Annotated in this window: 16 protein-coding genes and 2 pseudogenes; 9 read left to right on the top strand and 9 right to left on the bottom strand. The window is 35.9% G+C overall.

What is annotated here, in order from left to right; translation table 11 throughout:
* The first annotated feature begins 475 nt into the window (after positions 1 to 475).
* The 5 genes and pseudogenes from HMPREF9018_RS01655 to HMPREF9018_RS10955 all read left to right on the top strand — a co-directional run.
* Positions 476 to 2863 carry a TonB-dependent receptor gene (locus HMPREF9018_RS01655; RefSeq protein ID WP_008447010.1) on the top strand — a complete coding sequence of 796 codons (2388 nt, stop codon included), beginning with the start codon at positions 476 to 478 and terminating at the stop codon, positions 2861 to 2863.
* Positions 2864 to 2912: 49 nt separating this feature from the next.
* The gene (locus HMPREF9018_RS01650; protein WP_008447082.1) at positions 2913 to 4154 is read left to right on the top strand and encodes a hypothetical protein; all 1242 of its coding nucleotides are present in this window, start codon (positions 2913 to 2915) and stop codon (positions 4152 to 4154) included.
* A 93-nt stretch (positions 4155 to 4247) separates the two neighbouring features.
* Positions 4248 to 4403 (top strand): annotated as a pseudogene (locus HMPREF9018_RS11370) (TetR/AcrR family transcriptional regulator); the annotation flags it as partial.
* A 120-nt stretch (positions 4404 to 4523) separates the two neighbouring features.
* Positions 4524 to 4892 carry a hypothetical protein gene (locus HMPREF9018_RS11195; protein ID WP_232724625.1) on the top strand — a complete coding sequence of 123 codons (369 nt, stop codon included), beginning with the start codon at positions 4524 to 4526 and terminating at the stop codon, positions 4890 to 4892.
* Positions 4893 to 4952: 60 nt separating this feature from the next.
* Positions 4953 to 5306: pseudogene (locus HMPREF9018_RS10955) on the top strand (transposase); the annotation flags it as partial.
* A gap of 86 nt (positions 5307 to 5392) precedes the next feature.
* On the opposite strand, the gene HMPREF9018_RS01635 reads toward HMPREF9018_RS10955, so the two are convergent.
* The 3 genes from HMPREF9018_RS01635 to HMPREF9018_RS01625 all read right to left on the bottom strand — a co-directional run bounded on the left by HMPREF9018_RS01635 (position 5393) and on the right by HMPREF9018_RS01625 (position 8382).
* Positions 5393 to 6535 carry a cytochrome d ubiquinol oxidase subunit II gene (locus tag HMPREF9018_RS01635; protein ID WP_008446993.1) on the bottom strand — a complete coding sequence of 381 codons (1143 nt, stop codon included), beginning with the start codon at positions 6533 to 6535 and terminating at the stop codon, positions 5393 to 5395.
* Entirely contained in the window at positions 6532 to 8061 is a 1530-nt protein-coding gene (locus HMPREF9018_RS01630) for a cytochrome ubiquinol oxidase subunit I (RefSeq protein ID WP_008447074.1), read from the bottom strand. Before HMPREF9018_RS01630 ends, HMPREF9018_RS01635 begins: the two co-directional genes overlap by 4 nt.
* A 102-nt stretch (positions 8062 to 8163) precedes the next feature.
* Positions 8164 to 8382: a DUF4492 domain-containing protein gene (locus tag HMPREF9018_RS01625; RefSeq protein ID WP_008447150.1), complete on the bottom strand. Its 219-nt coding sequence runs from the start codon at positions 8380 to 8382 to the stop codon at positions 8164 to 8166.
* Positions 8383 to 8573: 191 nt separating this feature from the next.
* Between HMPREF9018_RS01625 and HMPREF9018_RS01620 the strand changes: the two genes are divergently transcribed.
* The 4 genes from HMPREF9018_RS01620 (at position 8574) to HMPREF9018_RS01605 (ending at position 13486) form a co-directional block, all read left to right on the top strand.
* Positions 8574 to 10070, top strand: a complete 1497-nt coding sequence (locus HMPREF9018_RS01620; protein WP_008447047.1) for a TolC family protein — start codon at positions 8574 to 8576, stop codon at positions 10068 to 10070.
* Positions 10071 to 10138: 68 nt separating this feature from the next.
* Positions 10139 to 11122, top strand: a complete 984-nt coding sequence (locus HMPREF9018_RS01615; protein ID WP_008447029.1) for an HlyD family secretion protein — start codon at positions 10139 to 10141, stop codon at positions 11120 to 11122.
* Positions 11123 to 11126: 4 nt separating this feature from the next.
* Complete coding sequence (locus HMPREF9018_RS01610) at positions 11127 to 12299, top strand: ABC transporter permease (RefSeq protein ID WP_008447128.1); 1173 nt, start codon at positions 11127 to 11129, stop codon at positions 12297 to 12299.
* On the top strand, positions 12296 to 13486 hold the full coding sequence (locus HMPREF9018_RS01605; RefSeq protein ID WP_008447043.1) for an ABC transporter permease: 1191 nt from the start codon (positions 12296 to 12298) through the stop codon (positions 13484 to 13486). Before HMPREF9018_RS01610 ends, HMPREF9018_RS01605 begins: the two co-directional genes overlap by 4 nt.
* A 64-nt stretch (positions 13487 to 13550) precedes the next feature.
* Here HMPREF9018_RS01605 and HMPREF9018_RS01600 read toward each other — a convergent pair whose 3' ends face one another.
* The 6 genes from HMPREF9018_RS01600 to purD all read right to left on the bottom strand — a co-directional run bounded on the left by HMPREF9018_RS01600 (position 13551) and on the right by purD (position 19002).
* Positions 13551 to 14372 carry a hypothetical protein gene (locus tag HMPREF9018_RS01600; RefSeq protein WP_008447038.1) on the bottom strand — a complete coding sequence of 274 codons (822 nt, stop codon included), beginning with the start codon at positions 14370 to 14372 and terminating at the stop codon, positions 13551 to 13553.
* A 109-nt stretch (positions 14373 to 14481) separates the two neighbouring features.
* Positions 14482 to 15390: a dihydroorotate dehydrogenase gene (locus tag HMPREF9018_RS01595; RefSeq protein ID WP_008447058.1), complete on the bottom strand. Its 909-nt coding sequence runs from the start codon at positions 15388 to 15390 to the stop codon at positions 14482 to 14484.
* A gap of 29 nt (positions 15391 to 15419) precedes the next feature.
* Positions 15420 to 16190 carry a dihydroorotate dehydrogenase electron transfer subunit gene (locus HMPREF9018_RS01590; protein WP_008447068.1) on the bottom strand — a complete coding sequence of 257 codons (771 nt, stop codon included), beginning with the start codon at positions 16188 to 16190 and terminating at the stop codon, positions 15420 to 15422.
* A gap of 170 nt (positions 16191 to 16360) precedes the next feature.
* A complete protein-coding gene (locus HMPREF9018_RS01585; protein WP_008447035.1) occupies positions 16361 to 16816 on the bottom strand; it encodes a YqaA family protein in 456 nt (151 codons plus the stop codon).
* Entirely contained in the window at positions 16804 to 17733 is a 930-nt protein-coding gene (locus tag HMPREF9018_RS01580) for a hypothetical protein (protein ID WP_008447153.1), read from the bottom strand. Before HMPREF9018_RS01580 ends, HMPREF9018_RS01585 begins: the two co-directional genes overlap by 13 nt.
* Complete coding sequence (purD, locus tag HMPREF9018_RS01575) at positions 17734 to 19002, bottom strand: phosphoribosylamine--glycine ligase (protein WP_008447144.1); 1269 nt, start codon at positions 19000 to 19002, stop codon at positions 17734 to 17736. It lies immediately after the preceding gene.
* Between the last annotated feature and the right edge of the window lie 24 nt (positions 19003 to 19026).

Raw genomic sequence — 19026 nt, 5'->3', positions numbered from 1 at the left:
CAAAAGAAACAAGTAAAAAATCACTAAATCTATGATTTTTGCCAAATTACTCGTTTCTACTTATAGCTATCCACATCTATTAAACCCAAATCGGTCATTAGAAAATGACAAGGAGCTTTTTCTAATGACCGATTTGGGATAAAGGTATTTGTATGCATATCACCGCCCTGTAATAAGGGGAAAATACGTCTTTGCGTCTTATCATTTAAAGAGAGAAAACCTTTCGCTTCTCATCGAAAAAAACATCATGGTTCAAGATACCTACAAATGGGTATTGCAAGTTTATTTTATATGCAGTACCTTTGCCGTCAACAAAAAAAACATTTCAATGACAAGGAAGCGAAAGAAAGACAAATCTTTTTGTAGAGAATTTATATGTAGATGCATCAACTTTAAGTTGGTGCATCTTTTTTTTGTGAATCATTTTGAATTTCATTCATTATTCAAGACTCCTCAAAAACAAAAAAAGCAAAACATGGAACACCTATCAACACATTCTTTAAGCCTGCTACGTATCTTTTACATGCTATGCTTGCTCCACACCACAAGTTACTACGCTAACGCACAAACACATGGTACAACCATACTGCATGGATATGTTACCGATGAGCAGCGACATATTCCTTTGAGTGGTGCCAGTATTGAAATCATAGGGACGGAAAAGCGTGCCATCAGTAACGAACAAGGTAGATATGTTCTGCCCATAAGCGAAGAAGGAAAGTTTACCCTACGGGTGTCTTACGTCGGCTATAAAACAAAAAAGACCAATGTTGGTTTATTTCTCAACAAACCTGACAGCATTTGTATCAACATAAGTCTACACGCAAACAGTAACACACTACAAGGTGTAACCATCTTGGGCAAAAACAAGATAAGACAACTAAAGCAGTCGGCTTTGCCCGTATCGGTCATAGGCAAACGACAGTTAGAGGGAACTGCCACGAATATCAATGACGTACTGGCTCGCACCGTAGGAGTAACAGTACGCAACACAGGTGGTATAGGAAGTGCATCACGCATATCAATACGAGGGCTGGAAGGCAAACGCATGGGCATGTTTGTTGATGAAAGCCCCTTAGGAGGAGTGAATAATTTTGTGGCACTCAATGACATTCCTACCTCAATGATAGAGCGTATTGAGGTGTATAAAGGTATTGTGCCCTACAAGTTTGGTGGTTCTGCATTAGGTGGAGCCGTAAACGTAGTAACCAAAGAGTATCCTCCCCTTTACTTTGACGCATCGTACGAGATAAGCTCGTTCAACACTCACCAATTATCTACTGTTCTGAAGCGTACCAACCAACGCACAGGACTGCAGTTTGGCATTGGTGGAGTGTACACCCATTCGGACAACGATTACGACATGATTTTAGACCATTTGGATGGAAGAACCGTAAAGCGCACCCATGACAAATTTTCCAAGATTATTGGTGGCGCATCTGTTAAAGCCACCAAATGGTGGTTTGACGAACTAAAATGGGAACTGATGTTTACCCACACCCGACAAGAGATACAAGGTATTGACCAATATATTCGTGAGGCTTTCAATAAGTCACAAAACCTCATGACTGCGCTGAAGCTGCAAAAAGAGAACTTTTTTGCACCGGGCTTAGACCTAACTTTTGAGACACTACTCTCGTACGGACGATATGGAATGACAGATAAAGCCAAGTGTCGCTACGACTGGGATGGCAACAAACTGCCTGCCGTATCGCCTTTTGGTGGTGAGCAAGGCAACCATCCAAGCGATGGCGATAACAAGTCGTATGATTGGAGCGGCAAGCTCAACCTAAATTATCTCATCAATGCACACCACAGCCTCAACCTCAATGTATGTGCCAACAACACGAATATGTTTCCCTCCGACTCGCTTATGGATAAGGCTTTAGGATTCAATGCCAACTTTCATAGCAGAATGACATCCACTACCATAGGACTATCGTACGACTTGACTCTCTTTAATGGCAGACTTCAAAACGCATTCACGATAAAAGACTTTATATATAGTTCCGACTCACGGAGTATTTCCACTTACTCTATTAGAGAGCCAAAGCCCGTCAGCAGCTCAAAAAACTTTGCGGGGTTTAGCAACGCCATGCGCTGGAAGTTCTCCGACGAACTGTTAGTCAAGGCATCGTTCAACTCAGAAGTGCGCATACCGTCTACCGAAGAGCTTATTGGCAACGGCTATTCCATATTACCTTCGCCAGCTCTAAAACCCGAGCGTACGACAGGATATAATATTGGCTTGCTCTATCACAAGACATTAAAAGAAGGTGGAATGATAGAAATGGAGTTGAACAGCTTTTACAACACCTTAGAAGACATGATACGCTTCACACCCGACATGATACCTACCATGGCTCGATATAGGAACTTTGGCGAAGTGCAAACCATGGGAATAGAGTTAGAAGCCAAAGGAGACGTATTGCCCATGCTCTATCTATATGCCAACACCACATACCAAGACTTGCGTGACAAACGAAAGATGGTTCCTGGCACAGTGGTGGAAAACCCTACCTACAACATGCGTATTCCAAATGTACCTTACTTCATGGCTAATGGAGGACTGGAATATCATCAGGAGAATATCTTTGGCGGTCGAGGACAGAATACCCGCATCATGGTTGACGCTTCATATATACACCAATATTACTACGATTTTGAGATGAGCAAATATCAAGAGCGCAAAATCCCCACCTCCATGATAGTGGATGCAGCAATAGAACACACATTACAGAACAGCACATGGAGCTTTACGCTAAAGGTTAAGAATATAACCAACCGCCGTGTCGTATCCGATTTGAATTGTCCTTTGCCTGGGCGATCTATTGCTTTCAAAGTAAGATATTTATTAAAGTGAGACTTGTAGAATCAATTCATTAATTATATCATTAAAACAAAAAAAACGTATGAAAATCAAGATGTTATTGTCAGCCATTGCACTTTCCGTACTGGCTGCATCGTGTGGTAGCGACGACAACGTTACGCCTCAATCCAAGAAAAATACTGGTGCCAATGCTTTCCAAGGCATTGTTTTTGCAACAGGAGTTACCAACCCCGAAGGCAACAACGGCAGCGTGTACATGCAAGCACTTGCCGACATGACACCCGGGAAGTACAACAACAAAAACGCCACACCCACAGGATTTGGTTCAACACCCATCATCACACCAAGTGGTAATCTATATTCCTTCCCCGATTATATGGGGAACTCCAAGGCAGAGATTACCCGATACAACATTGATGCGCAAGGCAACTTTGTACAAAAAGGCACATTGTCCATCCCAGCAGGAGCTGCTGCCAGCAATGTGGTAGAACTGAATGAAGAAAAGGCTTACGTTAGTTTTCAAGGTTTGGGAAAAATCATGGTATTTAATCCGCAAACCATGAAAAAACTGACAGAGATAGACCTTAACCCTTTAGCACACAAAGACACCAAGGTAGCCCCAGCTGCCATGATTATCCGAGACGGCATGCTGTTTGTTGGGCTTAATCAGTTTAATGCACAGTGGATGCCAACCTCCAACACCATAGAGCTTGCCATGATTGACACAAAGACAGACCAAGTAAAAAAGCACATTACCAACACATCTTTAGGCATGAGTTTTGCAACACGCCCCATAGACGCCAATTCTATCTTCATGGATGAGAACAAAGACATATACTTCAACTGCATTGGAGCATTTGGCTTTATGCCTCAACTTCCTGGAGGCATTGCCCGCATTAAGAACGGAAGCGAAGAGATAGACCCCACATACTGCATTCGGTTCGACCAAACAGAAGTAAAGGGCTTATCGGCTAAAAAGGGTGAATTTGCTGCAACCACATTTTACGGAGGTAAAGGCAAACTATACGCTTATCTAAACGCTTATGGCTTAGATCCTAACGCCATGAGCAATCCGTATCTATCAATGACCAACGTACCCGTGGAGATAGATTTATACCAAAAAAGTATTACCAAGATAGAGGGAATGGAGGTTGGTAACCCTCAAGGAACAGCCATTGGTAAACACAAAAATTTAATTGTTTTTGGGAGTGCCAACAAAAAAGCAAATGGCTTTTATACCTACAATCCGGAAACAAAGGAAGTAAAAGGACCTGTATTGGAAGTAATGGGTAATCCGAGCTTCTTTTACAGTTTTGCTAAATAAAGGAAAATAGAAGATTGAGTCTGTTCGCCACTTCTGCTTCAGAATTCCAAAAGAACAGACTCAAACTTTTTCGCAGTACAAAATACGCTCAACATGCAAACACAAAAAGACGAAATCAAAGAACGAATCATCGCTGTTGCCCGACAAGAGTTTATTGCGAATGGAGTGAAAAACACATCTATGCAACGCATTGCATCACTTTCGGGCATTGCGGTTGGCAACATATATCATTATTTCAAGAGCAAAGACCATTTATTTAGGTGTGTCATACATCCCTTGTTCAAAGCCTTTGAAGCCTATCGGCAAAATGCCAACCAGGCATCATACGCCACATTAGATATTTTCAGATACGACTCATATTTGGAAGGCATGAAAGAATTGGTCACATCGTTAGTTGTTCCCTATCGTAATGAATTAAAACTTTTGCTGAACGAGGCTGCCAACACCTCACTTCATCATGCCGTTGACAAGATGATAGAACAACAAAGTATTGACGGCATGAACTACATCAAACGAATGAAGCAGCAATATCCGTGCATTAACGACCAAATATCACCTCATTTTCTCCGTGTGCTTTGCAATTTATGGAAAGAAGTAATTAAAGAAATTGTAATGCACGACAATCTGACACCCACTGAACAAGAAAACCTTATCCTCGATTACGTTAAATTTGACGTGGGCGGCTGGAAATACATGCTGAACATTCAAGACACTCTGGACTTAGAAAGCGAAGACTAAACAACAAAGGTTCCAATATCTGTCACTCTTGAGAAATAAAAAAGAGAGACAACTGTAGATTCCTTGTGGGGATACGAACATTTTGTTACTTTTGTAGACAGATGGGAAAAGAAGTATCCAACCCTCAAGAAATACAAGGCAGAAAGAAATACGGCATACTTCACATATATGGACTTCCCAAAAGAAGTGTAAAGGTGTATATACACGACTAACTGGATAGAAAGACTCAACAGAAAGTATAAAAGGACTATCAATATGAGAACATCCATGACATCAGCACAAGCTGTTATATTTCTCTTGGGATCAGTGGCAATGGAAGAAACAAAAAATGCTTACAAAAAGAAAATATATCAGTTTAAAAGTTGGAAGAATATAAACGAAAATGGAAATACAAAGGATAAAAGAGAAGAATAGCTTACACACTTTTAAGGATAGTATCAAATAAAGGCTCATACCTGTATAATGAGATATGAGCCTTTATTTTATATAATTATTTTAACTTAATAAGATTCTTCTTTACCGGTAACGTCTTTTTTAGATATACCACCTATATCTATCTTACGCCATGCATAAACAATATATGCAAGAACAAATGGTACTAAGAAACTTACAAAGAACATTGTCTTTAGTGTAAACTCGCTCGAAGAGCTATTCTTAAGAGTTAACGAGCTTTGTAGATCTGCCGTAGAAGGATAATAAGCTGTATTATTCCAACCTGCTATAAGCAAGAGCACAAGAACTACAAGGACTACACCAATACCTGCAGGCCAAATACCACGCACATAGTCTGCCTTTAATATAGTTTTTATAACTCCAAAGAGCAACAAAACAACACCTACCAACAACAGGCAAAGCAATGGCCACATAGTAATAAGATTATTAAAATACTTCATCGACTCCATTACTATAACTCCAGAATCGTTTACAGCATAACCTTCACCTATCAATGTCTTTAACAAGAAAGGTAAAAAGAACAAAAGGAAAAGTACTGTATTTATTAAAAGATGCTTCTTTACTCTACCACGAATAGCCTCATCGTGCACATTATTATTAATATATAATGTTCCCAATATACGAGCTAAGAACACCACAGCAATACCAAAGATTACAACCCAAGGATTAAGCAATACATCAAGACCACGCGAGCCATTAGCCCAACGAGAAATAACAGGATGCAGCCCACTTGTTAAATTAACCTTCTCTACAATAAAGTTAGACCCGGTAAAGAAAGTTGCCACTGCGCCACCTAACAACAAAGGCCCTAATATTCCATTAATAATCAAACATACCTGAAAAGTCTTTACACCTAACAAGTTGCCAGCCTTATTCTGATATTCATAGCTCACAGCCTGAATAATAAAAGAGAACAATATAGCAACCCATACCCAATAAGCACTACCAAAACTGGTACTATAAAACAAAGGGAAAGATGCAAAAAAAGCTCCACCAAAGGTAACAAGCGTAGTAAAGGTAAACTCCCATTTACGCCCAGTAGAATTGATAACTAACCTACGTTCAACATCATCTTTTCCTAACTGGAAAATCATGGAATTTGCACCTTGTACAAACATCAAAAAAACTAATAGCGATCCTAATAAAGCGATGATGAACCACCAATAATGTTGTAAAAAATCGTATGTCATAGTTCTGGTCCTTTCTTTATTTGTTTACACATAATACTAACTTCTACCGCAAGCATTGTTGTAAACAACACTAAGAACAGGAAGAAGGTGAATGCTACGCCACCACTTGAGATATCACTTACAGATACCCATGTTGGCAACATGTCTTGAATAGTCCATGGCTGACGCCCCATCTCGGCAACAATCCAACCACTCTCACTTGCAATAAAAGCTAATGGTATAAGAGCTATACCTACATAGTGAAGCCACTTTGCTTTAGCAATATCTTTCTTATAAACGAAGAAAATAATAACTATAAAAGCAAGAACGAACAATGAGCCTAAGCCTACCATTATACGGAAAGACCAGAATGTTATAGGAATATGAGGTACTGTCTGCTGAGCATTCTTGATATAACCATAACCAAAATATTTCATATCACGCTCTAAAACTTTTCTATTAGCTTCCTTATTCTTACCTGCACGAAAATCCTTCAACGCCTTAATAGCATTACGTCCGCGAGCCATCTTTTCAGCTAAAGAAGGTTGTTTTACGCCCTTATGATCAGTATAACCATTAATAATATCATGCACTCCGGGTACAAAACCATTAGCATCATGAGTAGCTAATAACGATAACATATTAGGTATCTTTATGCCTTTAGCCTCTTTTGGCGAAGCCTCTATGTTAGGCTGCTCTGTAACACCTGCTATCGCTGTTAAGCCTTGCGCATTACCACCAGTGTAAAGAGCCTCCATGGCAGCAAGTTTCATTGGCTGAGTCTGAGCCACCATATAAGCAGAATTATCACCAGTGAAAGCTGCTAATAAAGACGATACTAATCCTACTATAGCTCCTATCTTTATACTTTGTCGAGCCAACTCTGTATGCTTATTACGCAAAAGATACCAACAACCCACACCTACTGTAAAAGCTGCACCTAACAGCCATGACGAAGTTACGGTGTGAGTAAACTTATCTATTGCAAAAGGGCTTAAAGCTACATCGGCAAATGATGTCATCTCATTACGCATTGTCTCTGGATTAAAAGAACAACCTACAGGATCTTGCATCCAAGAGTTTGCTACTAATATCCACCATGCTGAAATAGTAGCCCCTAAACCTGTAAGCCACGTAGATGCTAAATGAAAGCCTTTTGACACCTTATTCCAACCAAAAAACATAACTGCAACGAAAGTAGATTCCATAAAGAAAGCAAGAATACCTTCCACTGCAAGTGGAGCTCCAAAAATATCTCCAACAAACCATGAGTAATTACTCCAGTTTGTACCAAACTCAAACTCCAAGATAATACCTGTCGCTATACCTATAGCAAAGTTTATTCCGAAGATACGTTGCCAAAACTTTGAAGCAGTACGCCAAAAATCTTTACCTGTGCGATAATAGCACGTTTCCATAATACCCATTATAACCGCTAACCCTAAGGTTAAGGGTACAAATAACCAGTGATACATTGAGGTGAGTGCGAATTGTGCACGCGACCAGTCAATTGTACCTTGGTCGATTGCTAAAAGCAAATGTTCCATACTTTTTTATAATTAAATTTATATTTTATGTTACTATTATTTCGGTTAATATTATATATTATACAAAAAATCTTGTTCGCAATAAGGCTAAACACACTTCACCTACTGCCTTTTTATCAATTCTTTTCCTACAAAATTGGCCTCTTGCCCTTTGACTGTTTTTTCTTTAAGGAAGTTAGGAAAGAAAAAGACTCGAAGAATTGCAAACATAATAAAAAGCTTAATTATTATGATCAACCACAAGGTTTTACCTATCGTCATATGTCGAAAGCCATCATAGTATAAATCGAAAGCACGATACCAAAAACTACATTTCTTCATAAATAAAAATCTTCTTCTTTTGTGTTTTATTCTATTTCTTTGGCAAAAATAAGTATTTTTTTCTGCACAATAGTCTATTCTTCTATAAAATTATATACATTAACGCAAAAAAACGTATTAACCCTGTATTTATTTTGGACTAAGAGAAAAGATTGCTACCTTTGCTTATTATTAGAAAAATCAGATTTTAAATGAGAAAGTTATTGCTATTTTTAATATTAGGAACACTTATCTTAAAAGCATCTGCACAGGATACTATTTCTATAGAAAAGTGTCATGAGTTAGCTCTACAAAATAACAGACAGTTGCAAATATCAAAACTTACAAAAGAAGTAGCAGAAAACACTTATAAAGTAGCAAAGACAAAATATCTTCCACGAGTAAACGGTTTGGCAAGTTATGAGCATTTTTCTAAAGAAATTTCATTATTAAACAATGAACAAAAAAACATCTTGTCTAATCTTGGAACAAACTCAATAGGGCATTTAGGCTCGGCTATTGAAAATAACCTCACCTCTCTTGCAAAACAAGGTATCATTTCAAGTAACACCGCATCACACCTAAAGCAAGTACTCGGCGGTGTAACCACTCCACTTTCACAAGTGGGTGATAACATAGGAAACCAAATAAAAGAAGCTTTCAGGACAGATACAAGAAATATTTATAATGCTGGGATTATTTTTTCACAACCTATTTATATGGGGGGTGCTATTAAAGCCGCTAATGATATGGCTATTATTGGTAAATCGGTAGCCTCCAACACTATGGAACTTAAACGGCAGATGATCTTATATGCCGTAGATAATGCTTATTGGCTTGCTGTTTCATTAAAAAAGAAAGAAATGCTTGCTACTAAATACAAAGATTTAGCTAAAAAACTAAGTGATGATGTACAAAAAATGATAAAAGAAGGCGTAGCAACAAAGGCTGATGGATTAAAAGTAGCTGTAGTTGTTAACACTGCAGAATTGCAATTATCACAAATACAAAGCATAGAAGCAATAGCAAAGATGGCTCTATGTGAGCTTTGTGGCATAGCCTTAAATAGCGACTTAATCTTAAAAGATGAACAAGCTCAGTCTATAGCTCCTCTTGATAATATAGAAGAAACAACCCCTTCCGCATCTGCAATATGTGCACAACGTCCAGAATTACGACTACTTCAGAACACCATTGATTTAAGCAAACAAAACACAAAAATAATAAAATCACTATACTTACCACACATTCTCTTAACAGGTGGCTACTCTGTGATGAATCCAAACCTTTTTAATGGATTTCAAAACAAATTTACTGACTTATGGAACATAGGTATAGTAGTGCATGTTCCTATATGGAACTGGGGTGAGGGGAAATATAAAATAAGAGCTACAAAAGCAGCAACCAGTATTGCTAACTTAGAGCTTCAAGATGCAATACAGAAAATAAATTTAGAGATAGAACAATATCAACTCCGTCTAAAGTGCGCAAAAAAACAACTTTATACCGCTAAAAAGAATTTACAATCAGCAGAAGAAAACCTTAGATGTGCTAACATTGGCTTTAAAGAAGGAGTGATGACCGTTACAGAAGTAATGCTTGCTCAAACGGCATGGCAAACAGCAAAAACAGCTATTATAGACTCTGAAATAGCAGTTAGATTAGCACAGACAGGACTGCAAAAGGCATTAGGAACTATTGACAATTAAACACACTGACTTCTGAAAAGTATATAATATTTTTTTTAATCATCTCTCTACTTAAATATTAAAATAAAATGAAAAATAAATCACAAAAAAGTAATATTCTTTTAGCCGTATTAGGCTTTATAGCTGTAGTAGTAGCTGCCGGACTAATAGGCTATTTTACCATGAGTAAACCTAAAGAGATTATTCAAGGAGAAGTGGAAGTGGAAGAATACCGCGTTGCTTGCAAGCTCCCAGGTCGTATAACAAGTATTAAGGTAAAAGAGGGCGACTTTGTACATAAAGGTGATGTTTTAGCTGTTTTAGCTATCCCTGAAGCAAAAGCACAGGAAAAAGTAGTAGAAGCTACAGCCGATGCCACTTCAGCCTTGAGCGACTTAGCCTCAGCTCCTACTCGTAAAGAAGCTATAGATGCCGCTTTCCAAGTATATCAGCAAGCTATTGCAGCAAGAGATATTGCAGAAAAAACTTATGGTCGTATGCAACGATTATATGAAGAAGGGGTGATGACTGCACAAAAAAAAGATGAAGCCTTAGCAGCTTTCCAAACTACAAAAGCAGGAGTAGAAGTGGCTAAATCTAATTTAGAACTTCTAAAAAGTGGTGCACGAAAACAAGCTAAAGAAGCTGCCAAGAAACAAGCACAAGTAGCTAAATCGGCTGTAGGTGTTGTGAAATCTATATTAAAAGAAACGGTACAGCGTGCCACTAAAGATGGAGAGGTAGATGAAATCTATCCAAAAGAAGGAGAATTAGTTGGCTTTGGAAGTCCGATTATGAATATTTTGCTCACAAACGAGGTAACTGGAGTCTTTAATGTTCGCGAAGATCAATTAAAAAGACTTAGCAAAGGAAAGACCTTCAAAGTATTTGTTCCTGCACTGAATAAAGAAATAACAATGGTAGTAACTAATATTAAAGATGCTGGGTCGTATGCTGTTTGGAAAGCTACAAAGACTAATGGGCAATACGATTTAAGAACATTTCAAATAAAAGCAAAGCCTACACAAAACGTAAAAGGATTATTAAATGGTATGTCTTTAATTATAAAATAAAAGAATGAGAACTATCATTCATAATATTTTAAGAATATCTATTCGCGAGATAGGATTTATGCGTAGAAATCCTATATACCTTACTTGTGCTATCATCTTTCCTTTGCTTGCTATAAGTTTTTTTACGTCCCTTATGTCAGAAGGGCAACCGCAACAAATACCTATAGGCATTATAGATAATGACCACACCCCTACTACACAAAAGATAGCTTTAAAATTAGAGTCTTTACAAGGTACAAAAATAACATCTTACTATACTAACACAACTATGGCTCGAGAAGCTGTACAACGTGGAGAAATATATGCCTATTTATTAATACCAAAAGGTACTACAAAAAAGCTATTTACTAAACGTCAGCCTATTATCTCTTTCTATTACAGCAATGTAACATTAGTAGCAGGAGGTATGACTTTTAAAGATTTAAAAACTATCACAGCTCTTATAGCTGCATCTGTCGGAGTTGAAAAATTATCAATGCTTGGCAAGACATCTCGTGAGATAAGATCTTTTTTACAACCAATTGCGCTCGATATTCACATGATACAAAACCCATGGTTAAATTATAATGTATATTTAAGCACTATAATGATACCTGGAGTGTTAAGTATTTTTATGCTGCTATTAACAGTGTACACTATAGGAAAAGAATTGAAATTTGATAGATCGAAAGTTTGGTTACGGCTCGCTAATAATAATATAATAGTGGCTTTAATAGGAAAATTGCTGCCTTTATTTCTAATTTTTCTCATTATTTTTTGGGGATTTGAATGGTATATATACGGATATTTATGTTTTCCACATGCTGGCGGCTGGCTTAGATTACTAAGTTTAGGCTTATTAATGGTTACATCATCTATAGGGTTTGGAGTGTTTGTGTTTGGATTGATACCATCTTTGCGTATGGCTATGAGCGTATGCTCGCTATGGGGAGTGTTAGGATTTTCTGTTTGCGGAGCTACTTTCCCCCTATTTGCTATGGATCCTATCATACAAGGAATAGCACAAATAGTACCTTTACGACATTATTGGATGATATATCAGGCAAGTATTTTCAACGGCTATCCCATCGCAGATGTATGGTATAATGTAATGATACTATTAATATTTGCAGTTTTACCACTCCTTGTTATTTTTAATATTAAACGAGCAATGCTCAATTTCGTATACATACCATGAAAAATGCCTCTAACAACATCATAACTTTATTCTTTCGAGTACTCTTTAAAGAGTTTAAAATTATCTTCACTGACGAAGGTATATTGATGTTTGTTTTTATTGTACCCTTATTTTATCCTTTACTCTATTCTTGGATTTATAACAACGAAGTTGTTAGAGAAGTACCTGTAGCTGTAGTTGATATGGCACATAGTAAATCTTCACGAGATTTTGTTCACGATTTTAACGCCTCACCTTCGGTAGAAGCAACTTATTATTGTAACAATTTAGAAGAAGCAAAAGGGCTTGTAAAAAAACAAATTGTAAAAGGCATTTTATACTTTCCTCATGAATATGATAAAAATTTAATTAATGGAAAACAAGGCATAGTTAGTATTTACTGTGATATGAGCTTAATGCTTACCTATAAATCTATATATCTGGCAGCTTTAAACGTTTCATTAGAACAGAATAAAAAAATACAAAAACCTAAAAGTTTGAGCTTCACAAAACACGAAGAAGATCTAAACACAGAGCCTATAATAGTGAAAGATAAATCCATTTACAATATCACAGAAGGATATGGTAATGCTATTTTACCTGGCGTATTAATATTAATTATCCAACAGATATTGATGCTTAGCATTGGGTTATCGGCAGGAACGATAAACGAACATAAAGATAAATTTTATTTAAAACTAAAAAGTACTATGGGAGGAATATACTTATTAACTTTAACAAAAACTATTGCTTATTTCTCTATATTTACTGTTTTAGTATCGTATATAACAATAGCCATTCCTCACTTCTTTGGCTTTACTATGCTCGCTACACCTGTTTCTCTAATTTGCTTACTAACACCTTACTTATTGTCTGCTATTTTCTTTGCTATGATAATATCTTTCTTTGTACGTTTGCGAGAAAATGTAATGCTTATTATCGTGTTTACCTCTGTACCTTTTCTATTTATGTCAGGAGCAAACTGGCCATTAAATAATATTCCAAGTTTCTGGCAAGGAGTTAGCTGGCTTATTCCTTCCACTTTCGGTATTCGAGGGTATCTCACTTTAGCTTCATTAGGAGGTACTTTGGAAGACATCTTACCTTATTGTAGATATTTATGGATACAAACTTTTTCTTATTTTTTCATAGTTATAATATTTAATCTTATAACTATAAATAAGCCTCATAAAAATAAAAATATATAATAATTATAAAGGAGATATGCTTCTATAGAAGCATATCTCCTTTATAAAATAATGACATAAAACCCTAGAAATCTTCATCAACACTTACGTCTTCAGCACGAAGATCAAGATCTTCTGCACTCTCATCAAACGTAGTGCGGTAACTTTCTTCTGTTAGTTTGTCATCATCAAACCCATCATCTTCATCTTCTCCTACCTTTTGTTTCTCTATAAATTTATCATCTTCTCCCAAATCTAAATTATCATTTTCCTCTTCTAAAGAGTCTTCATCAAAGTCATCATCTAATTTAAACTTTCCTTTACTTAATTTGATGTTCTGCTTTTCTTTAACAAAAATAGCTTCTACCCAAGTGCCTTTAGCTACCTCTAATACCTCATAACCATCTTCTACCTTCTTTTGATACAACCCACCTGGCTTCTTTAACCTATCTACTGGTAAGGTTGTAGTGCTAACATCAAAAGAACTGTTTATAATATCTTGTACACTTTGAGGAAGACTATCCCAGCCTCCACCAAAGTTGCGCTCAAGAACCTCTACAACCTTTTTAGCCGAAATATGTCCAATGTTTTCCCATGTCAAGTCAGTAATACGTAAGATAGGCTTCTTTTTAATAGCCCATGTAAAATAAGTGCTTTCATCTATATAAATATCTGACACCTGATATCCAAGAGCCTTATATTTCTCTAATACTTCGTTTCTCTTAATTTTAACCTCTTCTATAATAAAAGCACTTTTAATAACATCTACATAATGACGCCAATTTTCCTTAACGTCACCATCACGTTCTGCCTGCGCCCAAAGACGAAAGACATCACTTTCTTGTATATCCCAAACTGTACTTTTTGTCAAGTTCTTTAAAGATAGTGCTTCTCCTTGTCTACTCATTTTTATATCTCTTATAAATTTCTATTAACAACCATTTTAAAAGGTGATGCAAAAGTAAATACTAAAAGCTAATCTTCCAAACATTTTCTAAAAAAACAATAGAATATCTTTAATCTATACACCCTATAATATCTGTTAACGCCTTACAACCATGATTATCAAGCCATTCATTAATGCCTTTACAAACTTTAATTGACACCATTGGATCTACGAAATTAGCCGTTCCTATCTGAATAGCTGTTGCCCCTGCCATAAAAAACTCAATAGCATCTTCTGCTGTAGAAATTCCACCTAAACCTATTATAGGAATCTTAACTGCTTTTGCTACATCATATACCATTCTTAAAGCTACAGGCTTAATTGCTGGACCACTAAGACCTCCTGTACGAATACTAAGTTTAGGGCATCTACGTTCAATATCTATAGCCATACCCATTAGAGTATTTATAAGCGACAACCCATCTGCCCCCTCATCTTCACAAGCTAATGCTATAGATGCTATATCGGTAACATTCGGTGATAACTTAACTATTAAAGTCTTATCATAACATGCACGAACAGCCTTTACTACTGCCGCAGCTCCAGAACAAGTTACACCAAATGCCATACCTCCTTCTTTCACATTAGGACAAGATATATTAAGCTCTATTGCTGATATTTGCTTCAATTCATTGATTTTTTTAGATGCCTCTGCATAAGTCTCAGGAGAACTTCCACTAACATTTACTATAAACTGAGTATTAATATCCTTCAATTCAGGATATATATGATCACAAAAATAATCTACCCCTTTATTTTGCAATCCCACACAATTAAGCATTCCATGTTTAGTCTCAACCATTCTGGGATAATCATTTCCCTCACGAGCATATAAAGTAGTTCCTTTTACAAAAATACCTCCCAATTCTTCTAAAGGTACAAGATCTGCATATTCTAAACCATATCCAAAAGTTCCACTTGCTGTAGTCACTGGATTTTTCAATCTTAAGGAAGAAATATTTACGTTTAAATTAGCCATTATATTTTTCTTTTAACATATACCTAAACTTACCAACTCAATCTCCTTACATCAAAAACAGGTCCTTCTTTACACACACATACATTTCCATCTATCGTCTTTTCTACACAACATAAACATGCACCTAATCCACAAGCCATCATATTTTCTAAAGAGACTTCACACGAAACTTTTACATGTTTTGCATAATGTGCTACAGCTACCATCATAGGCTTAGGGCCACAAGTGGCAATATGGTCAAACGACATATTTCTTAAAACAGAATGTTGGGTAACAAACCCACGTTCGCCTGTAGTTCCATCTTCTGTGGTTATAAAAACTTCTCCATACCGTGCAAATTCCTTTATTTGGATAATATCCGTCTTAGTACGATACCCCAAAAGGAATATAGGTTTTCCTCCTCTTTCCTTGATAATTCTACCATAATATAACATTGGAGCAACACCTACTCCTCCTCCTACAAGAAGTATCTTCTTTCCTTTTATATCATTTACACAAAAACCCTTCCCTAAAGGGAAAAGACAATTTAGAATATCTCCTTCTCGCAAAAAAGATAACGCCCTCGTACCTTCGCCCACAATGGCGACAAGCAACCAAAGCTCATTCTTATCATAATCTACAAAATGAATAGAAATAGGACGACGCAGATAAGTAGCTGGAGACTTATCCACCCTTACTTCTAAAAATTGTCCTGGTACAATTTCAGGAATAGGAGTATTACTAAAAAGTTTAAGTAAAAAATATTTATCGTTCAACTGCTCAAACGATGTTACAATAAGATCTATAAGAAGCTTCTTCATTACTGAATTTTATTTATTTAATGCAAATTTACAAAAAAACTTGGTAAAGGTAAACACTAAAAGAAACACTTGGTGCTATTTTACTTATAAATAGCACTTTTATACCATAAATATGTATGAAACATATCTGTAAAAATACTTTTTAAAATATAACTTATATTATTTATCCTCTATTTAAATATTCCTGCACTATATATCAATAATATATAGCGACCTGTTTTACTTATAGCTATACTTATAAAAGACTCTAAGATATTTGCATGAGTATAACCTAAAACAATTGTTATAACATCACCTATAAACGGAATAGAGGATAGTAAACCACCTATCCATGCACCTTTGCCTTCCATAAACTTTTCTGTTTTATGGACATTTTTAGTACTAACATGTAAATATTTCTCTATCCATTCTAACTTGCCTAATCTGCCTATACCATAATTTATCATACTCCCCAAAATATTGCCTATACTACCATAAACAATTAAAGCCACAGGATTAAGTCCTGCAGCATACAAAGCCAATATAACTACTTCACTGCTAAAAGGTAATATTGTAGCAGCTAACAAAGCAGATATAAACATTCCCCAATAACCATATTGAATAAGAATAGGGATTAGAAAATCCATAGATTATATAAAGTTACAAATATACAACTCAGCCATAATATACAAAAAAGCCAATTTGTAAAACGCGTTTTAGTAAGTGCAAAAAAATGCCCAATGAGAGGAGCTGTACTAACAATAAGTAAACTTTGAATATAAATAGCTTGTTGTGGCTGTAACAATAAAAACACAAATGCTCCAAAATTGCAACTTACAAAGGCTTGACAAAACAAACGCGTTCTAATAATATCATTACGACGCTGACGTAAATAATGTATAGTACCTATAACACAACAGATAGAAATAAAAATAAGTGATATAGCTTGATGAAAAGGTATAACAGTAAAATCTAAAGGTCTACCAAATTTTAATAACTTTCCGAAGTGAAAAACAAACCATTCAAGATTATCCGTAATACCTAAATATAATAGTAAAAACCAATAAGGACATAATATTCCAAAAACAGAAGCTACAAAGTTATGCTTACTCATAGATAATAGGCTAAACCTCATTACTATCCATAAAAGAGGTAAAAAGTAAATAACCTGAACCCAGACAACACTTATAATACCTATACAAAGAAAAGCATAAAAAATATAACCCGGAGAAATTGACTTTTGATAAGATTTAAAAGCCAATGTAAAAAATCCCACTTCTCCTAACGTCACAATACCTTGTGGAAGTAAAGAGAAATGGACTGCATCTAATGTAGCTAAAATAAGAAACGAACACGAAACCATACGACTATAAATACGGATAAGCCCATTATTATTATTTAAGCTCATCATAAGGAATGTAGAAAATAACATACACAAAGCTGGTAATAAAACTTCCGCATTATTGTATATTGCTATCACCCACACAAGGGAAAAAACAGGTAACACAAAGGTGGTTGTCCATCTACTTTCTGCTATCCTATTCTGAAATCGTTTTTTCTGCATTTATAGATCAAATCCTATATCTTTTCTAAAATATTTATCTTTAAATTCTATCTTGCTCGCCCCTATAAAACTTCTTTCTAAAGCTTCTTCTTTAGAATTTCCATAAGACGATATTGCAATAACACGTCCACCATTTGTTTCTAACAAATTATTCTTAATCGTAGTACCACTATGAAACACTATAGAATCTTTTACAGCATCAACACCTGTAATATGCTGACCTTTTAAATAAGTTCCTGGATATCCTCCACTTACAAGCATTACACATACTGCTGTACGATTATCAACAATAATCTCTTTAGTATCAAGATCTGTATTAATCACACCTTCAAAAAGATCTACAATATCGCTCTTTAATCGTAACATCACACTTTCTGTTTCAGGATCGCCCATTCTACAGTTATATTCTATAACCATTGGATCGCCATTCACATTTATTAGGCCGAAAAAAATAAACCCCTTATAATCAATATCCTCCTCTCTCAAGCCTTCTACCGTAGGACGAATTATCCTATCTTCCACCTTCTTCATCCACTCTTCTGTTGCAAAAGGTACAGGAGAAATACTACCCATTCCACCAGTATTTAAACCTGTATCACCCTCCCCTACACGCTTATAATCTTTTGCTTCTGGAAGAATTTTATAATGAACGCCATCAGTAAGAACAAAGACCGAACATTCAACACCACTTAAAAACTCTTCTATAATAACTTTAGAAGAAGCTTTACCAAACATACCACAAAGCATATTTCTTAGCTCTTGTTTTGCTTCTTCTATTGTATCAATAATAAGGACACCTTTACCAGCAGCTAAGCCATCAGCTTTAATAACGTAAGGTGGAGTTAATTTTTCAAGAAAAAGTAATCCTTCTTCAATATTTGTATTATCAAAAGTTGCATATGCTGCTGTGGGAATATTATGTCGCAACATAAAAGCCTTAGCAAAATCTTTAGAACCTTCTAAAACCGCACCTTCCTTTGATGGACCTATTACAAATATATTAGCTGTACGAGGATCATTTTTAAAAGAATCATAAATGCCATTAACCAAAGGAATCTCTGGACCTACTACAACAAGTTCCACCTTTTTATCTATAGCAAAATCCTTTAATTTTTCAAACTCATTTACATCTATATCTACATTTTCACCTACTAGTTGAGTACCTGCATTACCTGGAGCGATAAATAACTTTTCACACTTAACACTCTGAGAAATTTTCCATGCTAATGCATGTTCTCTACCACCATTTCCTAATAATAATATTCTCATATTTACTTCAATTATCGACAACTT

It is taken from the genome of Prevotella amnii CRIS 21A-A, assembly GCF_000177355.1.
Lineage (GTDB): Bacteria > Bacteroidota > Bacteroidia > Bacteroidales > Bacteroidaceae > Prevotella > Prevotella amnii.
Note: the sequence above shows the minus strand (reverse complement) of the source record. Positions and strands in the feature narration are given on the sequence as shown.